10 protein-coding genes and 1 pseudogene are annotated in these 7,508 nt (G+C 53.9%); 10 read left to right on the top strand and 1 reads right to left on the bottom strand.

The features are described from left to right. From ACP5D0_RS08450 to ACP5D0_RS08410, 9 genes are all read left to right on the top strand, one after another. Positions 1-221, top strand: a 221-nt coding sequence (locus ACP5D0_RS08450) for a HisA/HisF-related TIM barrel protein (protein WP_472365262.1), incomplete at its 5' end; no start/stop codon positions are given. Between the two features lie 10 nt (positions 222-231). Then, positions 232-1,005: an imidazole glycerol phosphate synthase subunit HisF gene (gene hisF, locus ACP5D0_RS08445; protein WP_472365260.1), complete on the top strand. Its 774-nt coding sequence runs from the start codon at positions 232-234 to the stop codon at positions 1,003-1,005. 8 nt (positions 1,006-1,013) lie between these two features. Continuing rightward, positions 1,014-1,385, top strand: a complete 372-nt coding sequence (locus ACP5D0_RS08440; protein ID WP_472365263.1) for a phosphoribosyl-ATP diphosphatase — start codon at positions 1,014-1,016, stop codon at positions 1,383-1,385. Next, positions 1,375-1,695 carry a histidine triad nucleotide-binding protein gene (locus ACP5D0_RS08435; protein WP_472365259.1) on the top strand — a complete coding sequence of 107 codons (321 nt, stop codon included), beginning with the start codon at positions 1,375-1,377 and terminating at the stop codon, positions 1,693-1,695. Before ACP5D0_RS08440 ends, ACP5D0_RS08435 begins: the two co-directional genes overlap by 11 nt. Before the next feature lie 135 nt (positions 1,696-1,830). Next, a complete protein-coding gene (locus tag ACP5D0_RS08430) occupies positions 1,831-2,124 on the top strand; it encodes a Sec-independent protein translocase subunit TatA (protein ID WP_472365258.1) in 294 nt (97 codons plus the stop codon). 83 nt (positions 2,125-2,207) lie between these two features. Further along, the gene (gene tatB / locus ACP5D0_RS08425; RefSeq protein ID WP_472365256.1) at positions 2,208-2,711 is read left to right on the top strand and encodes a Sec-independent protein translocase protein TatB; all 504 of its coding nucleotides are present in this window, start codon (positions 2,208-2,210) and stop codon (positions 2,709-2,711) included. Beyond that, complete coding sequence (tatC, locus tag ACP5D0_RS08420) at positions 2,708-3,958, top strand: twin-arginine translocase subunit TatC (RefSeq protein WP_472365254.1); 1,251 nt, start codon at positions 2,708-2,710, stop codon at positions 3,956-3,958. The genes tatB and tatC overlap by 4 nt, the downstream gene beginning before the upstream one ends. Positions 3,959-4,052: 94 nt before the next feature. Then, complete coding sequence (locus tag ACP5D0_RS08415; RefSeq protein WP_472365253.1) at positions 4,053-5,831, top strand: thioredoxin domain-containing protein; 1,779 nt, start codon at positions 4,053-4,055, stop codon at positions 5,829-5,831. Then, positions 5,819-6,514 (top strand): zinc metallopeptidase, encoded by a 696-nt coding sequence (locus ACP5D0_RS08410; protein WP_472365251.1) that lies wholly within the window; start codon positions 5,819-5,821, stop codon positions 6,512-6,514. Before ACP5D0_RS08415 ends, ACP5D0_RS08410 begins: the two co-directional genes overlap by 13 nt. Positions 6,515-6,556: 42 nt before the next feature. Here ACP5D0_RS08410 and ACP5D0_RS08405 read toward each other — a convergent pair whose 3' ends face one another. Beyond that, positions 6,557-7,267 (bottom strand): ComF family protein, encoded by a 711-nt coding sequence (locus ACP5D0_RS08405; RefSeq protein WP_472365250.1) that lies wholly within the window; start codon positions 7,265-7,267, stop codon positions 6,557-6,559. A 74-nt stretch (positions 7,268-7,341) separates the two neighbouring features. On the opposite strand from ACP5D0_RS08405, the pseudogene ACP5D0_RS08400 reads away from it, so the two are divergent. After that, positions 7,342-7,508, top strand: a pseudogene (locus tag ACP5D0_RS08400) (biotin synthase BioB); the annotation flags it as partial.

Here is a 7,508-nt window from a genome sequence, read left to right as displayed (position 1 = left end):
TGATGCAAGGCGTCAATATCGAAGCCACCCAAGCCTTGGCGCAAGCCCTAAACATCCCCATCATCGCTTCCGGCGGCATCACCAATCTGGATGACATTCGCGCCTTGGCCACCATCGAATCCGACGGCGTTACCGGCGCTATCACTGGGCGCGCCATTTACGAAGGCTCTTTGAACTTCCGAGAAGGCCAAACCCTTTCCGACGAACTGTCCAAGGCATAAGGACCCACGCATGAGTCTAGCGAAACGCATTATTCCCTGCTTGGACGTCGATAACGGTCGTGTCGTCAAAGGTGTTCAGTTTGTGGACATCCGCGACGCCGGCGACCCGGTCGAAGTCGCCAAACGCTACGACCAACAAGGCGCCGATGAAATCACCTTTTTAGACATCACCGCCACCGCCCATGACCGTGACACCATCGTTCACGTGGTCGAAGAAGTCGCCAGCCAAGTGTTCATCCCCCTAACCGTCGGTGGCGGCATCCGCTCCCTTGATGACATTCGCAAAATGCTCAACGCCGGTGCCGACAAAGTCGCCATCAATTCGGCGGCTATTTTTAATCCCGGCTTTGTGCAAGAAGCCTGCGACACCTTTGGCTCTCAGTGCATTGTCGTCGCCATCGACGCCAAAAAAGTCAGCCCAAACGGCGAACCCGACAAATGGGAAATCTTCACCCACGGCGGCCGCAAAGAAACCGGCATCGACGCCATCGAATGGGCGCAGAAAATGGAAGCGCTCGGTGCCGGTGAGTTGCTCGTCACCAGCATGGATCGTGACGGCACCAAAAGCGGTTTCGACATTGAACTCACACGTCGCATCGCCGATAGTGTTAAAATTCCTGTCATTGCCTCCGGTGGCGTAGGGGAACTGGCGCACCTTTGCGATGGCATTCAGCTCGGTCACGCGGAAGCCGTTTTGGCCGCCAGCATTTTCCACTTTGGCGAACACACCATACAGGAAGCGAAAGCTATGATGCAGCAATCTGGAATCGAGGTGCGCTTGTGAGCGATCAGATAAAGAATGACATACTGTCGCAACTTGACGCAGTTTTGGAAGCCCGCAAGTCCGAATCCCCCGACAGCTCCTACGTGGCCAGCCTCTACGCCAAAGGCATCGACAAAATTCTAAAAAAAGTTGGCGAAGAAGCCACCGAAACCGTGATGGCCGCCAAAGACGCCGAACACACTGGCAACACCGACAATCTGGTCTATGAAGTGGCCGACCTCTGGTTTCATACACTGATATTACTGTCCCAGCAAGGACGTTCCAGCCGGAATGTGACTCAAGAATTACAAAGACGTTTTGGCCTATCCGGCCATGATGAAAAAGCGAGCCGTTCACAAAACGACTCTAACCAACCAAAGGAACAAAACCATGACGCCTGAAAAAACCATTTTCAGCCAAATCATCGACAAGGAAATCCCTTCCGAAATCGTCTATGAAGATGAAAAATGCATTGTCATTAAAGACATCAACCCCAAAGCCCGTGTTCACCTGCTGGTCATCCCCAAAAAACCCATCCCCACACTTTTCGAGCTGGCACCGGAAGACAAAGACCTGATGGGACACATGATGTTGCTTCTGCCCCAATTGGCACAAACCCATGGGTTGGACGGATTTAAAACCCAAATCAATACCGGCGAGTCCGGTGGGCAAGAGGTCTTCCACGTTCACATACACCTGCTTGGCGAATAACCGCTAGGGCATCCACCAACCTCGAACAGCCTTTCACGTCCAACAGGCACAAAGTCGATTGAAAAGCACCTTCATACTCTGCTATTATTAGCGGTCATTTTATGAAAGGCCACCCTTTTACTGGAGAAAAACAAAATGGGCATCAGCATCTGGCAACTACTTATCATTCTCGCCATCGTATTGGTTCTATTTGGCGCGAAACGCCTCAAAAATGTCGGCTCCGATCTTGGCGGTGCCATTAAAGGCTTCAAAAAAGCGGTCGCCGAAGACGAAAATAAAGACGAAAAAGTCGCCGAACAAGCGCTGGAAAAGAAAGAAGGTGAAAACGTTTTTGACGTCAAAGCCGAGAATAAGTCCGAATCGACCCAAACCGCCTCGTCCACCACCGACTCAAAAGACGGCGCCAAAAAAGACGAACCAAAGGCCTAACGAAAACGGTTCTTGACAAGGTCGGCCAACGGCACAACGCATCCCAGCGTTTATTGAAACACCCACTGAATAGGCAAGCGTAAATGTTTGATATTGGTTTTTTGGAAATCATCGTCATCCTGGTCATTACACTCATTGTAATTGGCCCTGAGCGCATGCCGGAAGTGGCGCGTAAAATCGGTCAATTTATCGGCAAGACCAAGCGTTTCATCAACTCCGTCAAAGACAACTCTGAAATCAGCGAAACGGTTCAGGAGCTGCAACATTCCATCAACATTGAAGAAGAGCGCCGCCAGATCGAATCCGTCAGCCACTCGCTGAAAAATGACCTGTCACAGCTTCAAGAAGACTACGGCATCGACGAAATCGCCCGCCCCTTCGGCCAGGATCCTAACCAGCCAGTTGAAGGCTCACAGTACAACCGTGCTCCAGCCCAACCGGTGTTACCCGATGCGCCAAAAACCGACACAGCGAAAGCCGCCACTCCCCAAACCGATTCGCCCGAAAAGGCTCCGGCAACGGCATCCAACTCAGCGCAAGGGGCTGCTCCCAGCCAGGCTTCTCAAGAAGTGAAACAGCCATCATGAGCGACAGCGCCCTACCGCCGAACGACAAGGAAATGACCCTCGTCCAGCATCTGCTGGAATTGCGCAATGCCGTAACAAAAGGCATCTTGGCAATACTGGTTTTGTTCGTTTTCCTCTTCCCGTTTGCGAACGACCTCTACCTTTACATTTCCGAGCCGCTGTCACGCTTCTTGCCGGAAGGTACCAGCATGATCGCCACCGGCGTGGCATCGCCCTTCCTGACACCCTTCAAACTGAGCTTGGTGCTCGCCATTTATCTGGCCATGCCGTTTTTGCTTTACCAGCTGTGGGCCTTTATTGCCCCGGCACTCTACAAACATGAACGCCAGCTGGTCGGCCCTTTGCTTTTCTTCAGCTCTTTCCTCTTCTACGCGGGCGGAGCCTTTGCCTATTACGCTGTTTTCCCGCTGGTGTTCGGATTCTTATCCACGGCCGCACCGGAAGGCGTTACTGTTGCCACGGACATTGCACTCTACCTCGATTTTGTCATTAAAATGTTCTTTGCTTTCGGCCTGGCGTTTGAAGTCCCGATTGTCGTGGTGCTGCTTATTCTGACCGGCATGGTGTCACCGCAAAAGCTCTCCCATGCCCGCCCGTACATCGTCGTAGCGGCGTTTGTCATCGGCATGCTGCTGACACCGCCCGACATTGTTTCGCAAACCCTCTTAGCGATTCCCATGTGGCTGTTGTACGAAGCCGGCATTTTGGTCGGTGCGGCCGTCCTCAAGGCGCGGCGCAAGTCGGAAAAGGAATCCACCTCCGACGACAACCATCCGTTTGAAGACGACGACGAATTTGCTTACGAAGCGGAAGACTACCAGGCCAGCCGCGCCAAAGCGGATGCGACGCCAGCGTCATCCAGCCAACGCCAAGCCCCAACGGAACAGGCAGACGAACCCGAGTTTGACGACCGCTATGCCGACCAGTTGGAAGACGATGAAGATTGGGATCGCACCTTTGATGAAATTGACTCGGAATTTGCCATTCTGGAAAAAGAATACCAGAAGCGTAAAGACGAAGACGCCGCGAGAGCGGCTCGAAAAGAAGGTAAAACAGGCGACGATAGCCCAGTATCCGAAACAGAATCCCACGCCTCCACACCATCGGAGACACCGCAGGAGAGACGCCATGCCGACGACTCAGATCGTCATCCCCAAATGGATTCAAAGGACTCAACTCAAGCGCAAAGCCAGAACCAAAACCAGGATCCCAGTCAAGACGCCTCTCCGAATCGCTCTGATAGATAAAGCGAACAAACGGCCAGGCCTGGCAAATACCCTGTTTGGTCCTTCGAGAAGACGGGCTGGGACACTGTCGTTGCTTGTCAGTTTGGCTTATTTTTTGACCGCCATCGCTGCCAACTCAACCGCTGCCAGTCCATTGAACGACCACCCGTCGCCCTACTTAGCCATGCACAGTGATGATCCAGTGCACTGGCAAGAGTGGCAGCCATCGGTGTTAACGACCGCCGCGGCAGAGAACAAATTGATTTTTTTGTCCAGCGGCTATTTTGCCTGCCACTGGTGCCATGTCATGCAACAAGAAAACTACCAAAACCCCGAGATCGCAGCCTACCTCAACCGCCACTTCATCAATGTCAAAATCGACCGTGAACTCACCCCCGACCTTGATCGCTATATGATTGCCTTTGCCGAAAAAGCCGCCGGACATGCGGGCTGGCCACAGCACGTCATTCTCACCCCAAATGGAAAGCCGTTTTTCGCCTTTGTGTATCAGCCCACGGATCAATTGCGCCAAACATTACACCGCGTACAACAGCTTTGGCAAACGGATCCCCAGCGCATTCTACAAGCCGCCCAAAGTGGCTTAACCCAACCCACACCGCCAGAGGAAGCCCCTAAATTCACCCTGAACGCCCAAACCTTTTACCGCCTGTTTCATTCGGCTCTGCAGTCACAAATGGACGATTTCAGCGGCGGCCTAAAAGGCTCGCTCAAATTCCCCAAGGCACCTATTCTGCTCGCCACCCTCAACAGTGAGCCGGACGACACCCTTCAGGCCTGGCTAAAATTGACCTTGGATCAAATGCAATCACAACACCTGTTCGACCATATTCATGGCGGCTTTTATCGCTACACCGTGGATCCCGAGTGGCAAACCCCCCACTTTGAAAAAATGCTCTACACCCAAGCGCAACTGGCGCAAGTCTATTTCAAGGCCGCCGAAGCGTTTGAGCGCCCTGATTATGCCGAGACCGCCCAGCAAACCCTCGCCTACGCCGAACAGCATCTGTGGCACCCCGAGACGTCACTCTTTCGGGGCAGCCAGTCGGCACTGGATCAAAACGGTGACGATGGAGGGGCTTATCTCTGGTCCGCTGCGGAGCTGCGCTCTTTACTGACACACGAGCAATACCATGAAATCCACCAGGCCTGGTCGTTATCCGCTTCGCCCCCTTATGCTCTGGGCTGGCATCCCAAACCCACCCAGCAACACTGGCCGCAGATTCGCAAGCGGTTGCAAGCGGCGACTGATGACATCCCGACCGATGACAAAAGCCTGCTGGGCTGGAATGGGCTGATGCTATCGGCTTATGCCGCGGCCATGCAGCAGAACCCGCAGGCGTCTCAGCGCTGGCAACAATACGCGCAACCGCTGGCACGAACTTTGATCAAGTGGCTGCAGCAAACCCACCCACCGACAGCGTTATCCCGTGACAATCAACCCATCGGTCGTGCCAACCTTCAGGATTTCGCCTACGTTATACAGGGGTTAAACGACTGGCAAAGGGTGCAACCTGCCCCGGGTCGGCCAGACGAGATCCGCTTGCTGCAGGCTCAGGCAGAACACCGGTTCTTGGATGGCAACGGTTGGCATTTGAGCGATGCGCCCTTGCTGCCGGGACAAATGGGTCAATGGGCGTTTCCAGAGGATGCGCTGCCCAGCCCAACGGCACGTCTCGAGCGTCAGCCATCACGCCTGGCAAAAACCCAAGCACAATTGAGCGCCAAGCCGCTGGACTTTGCTTCCTACGGGCAGACCCTGACAGCGCTTGAATCGGCCTCTAACCCTCCGCCATCCGCTCGTCTTCCACAGGCTCCGCACCGTCACACAGCCCCTGTCACCGAAAAAGGAAAGGCCGATCTATGGGACTTCTAATCATCGGTTTTATCGTACTGTTCGCCATCACCTCCTTGCCCAATCTCTGGACACGGCACATCCTCAACAAATACCGCCAACCCCATCCCGACATCCCTGGTACAGGGGCTCAGTTTGCCGAACACCTCATTCAAAAATATCAACTGCCGGTCACCCTTGAAGAGACGGCCAAGAGCGATCAGGGCGATCACTACGACCCCATCGACAAGGTGGTGCGCATCTCCTCTGAAAACTACCATTCCAACTCGCTGACCGCCATTACCACCGTGGCACACGAAATCGGACACGCCCTGCAAGATCAAAGCGGCTACGAACCCTTAGTCCAGCGCACAGTATTGATTGAACGCTCGCAATGGATGCACAAGTTCAGCGGCATCGCTTTAATGGTCACGCCTGTACTCATCCCACTGCTGCACACACCGCTGATTGCACTGGTCACCTTTGCCGCAGGGTTCATCGCCATGGGTGTGCCCCTGATGATACACCTCAGCACCCTGCCGGTGGAATTCGACGCCAGCTACAAACGCGCACTGCCCTTGCTCAAAGAAGGCCAATACCTGAACGACAGCGACCTGAAAAAAGCCCGCAAAATCCTCCAGGCCTGCGCTCTGACCTATGTCGCCGCCTCGCTATCGAGCCTGTTTAATCTATGGAAATGGTTGCGCACCCTCAAAGGACGATAGCATTCCACCCAATACAATACAAGGTAATCGGCTAGTGCCCAGCTAGTGCCCAACCGCTCTGGCCAACACCCAGACCTGAATACGCAACGAAGGAAACGACCGCTTTACAACCGCTGCCAATTGCTCAACCGTGGCACCCGTAGTCATCACATCATCCACTAGGGCAATCTGTTTCAACCCCTGCAACTGGGCTGTATCCAGCAACGCAAACGCCCCTTTCAGATTATGATGGCGTGCCTGTGCTTTCAAAAGCGCTTGATAGGGCGTGGCTCTCACGCGTTGCACCGCCCAAGGCCGCACCGGAATCCCCGTTAATTTCGACAGTGCCTGCGCCAGCTCAAGCGACTGATTAAACCCCCTCTCCAAAAGACGACTCGAATGCAAAGGCACTGGCACCAATGCGTCAACACCGGTCACATCCAAATAAGGGTGCCACAGTTCCGCCAGCAAACGTGCCTGATAAAGCTGCGAATGATATTTCAGCCCATGAATACTGTCCACCAACCAGCCATCGAAACGAAACCCCGCCTGAGTAAGATCAAAACTCGGCGGCTGGCTTAAACAGGCACCGCAAACCGATAATGAGTGCAACGGCTTCCCAGTCGCCGCAGCCAACGGCATCGCGCAAACGGAACAGGCCTGCACCGGTCGCACCAATTGCGCCTGTACCCGCGCCGAAACATCAACCTCCTGTCCCGCCTCCCCTGTCACCACACAAGTCGGCGGGAACACCCATTTTTCAAAACGGTTCATCGGCATTTCTCACGCTTATTATCCGTTAAATTACGTTATAATAATCGACCGCACGCAACAATGGAAAGCAAACTATGGCCCTCGGTGACATTCGCAACGACTGGACGCTTGATGAAATCAAAACCATTATGAATCAACCGTTTAACGACTTGATCTTTCAAGCCCAAACGGTGCATCGTCAGCATTTCAACCCCAATGAAGTTCAAACCAGCACGCTGGTGAACATCAAGTCCGGCGGTTG

The sequence above is a fragment of the Hydrogenovibrio sp. genome, assembly GCF_049975065.1.
Taxonomy (GTDB): domain Bacteria; phylum Pseudomonadota; class Gammaproteobacteria; order Thiomicrospirales; family Thiomicrospiraceae; genus Hydrogenovibrio.
This window is presented reverse-complemented; position numbering and strand designations above follow the sequence as displayed.

Excerpts from the sequence above, each read along its gene's own strand:
- hisF (WP_472365260.1), top strand. The coding sequence starts at position 232 with ATGAGTCTAGCGAAACGCATTATTCCCTGCTTGGACGTCGATAACGGT.
- ACP5D0_RS08435 (WP_472365259.1), top strand. The coding sequence starts at position 1,375 with ATGACGCCTGAAAAAACCATTTTCAGCCAAATCATCGACAAGGAAATC.
- ACP5D0_RS08430 (WP_472365258.1), top strand. The coding sequence starts at position 1,831 with ATGGGCATCAGCATCTGGCAACTACTTATCATTCTCGCCATCGTATTG.
- tatB (WP_472365256.1), top strand. The coding sequence starts at position 2,208 with ATGTTTGATATTGGTTTTTTGGAAATCATCGTCATCCTGGTCATTACA.
- tatC (WP_472365254.1), top strand. The coding sequence starts at position 2,708 with ATGAGCGACAGCGCCCTACCGCCGAACGACAAGGAAATGACCCTCGTC.
- ACP5D0_RS08410 (WP_472365251.1), top strand. The coding sequence starts at position 5,819 with ATGGGACTTCTAATCATCGGTTTTATCGTACTGTTCGCCATCACCTCC.
- ACP5D0_RS08405 (WP_472365250.1), bottom strand. The coding sequence starts at position 7,267 with ATGAACCGTTTTGAAAAATGGGTGTTCCCGCCGACTTGTGTGGTGACA.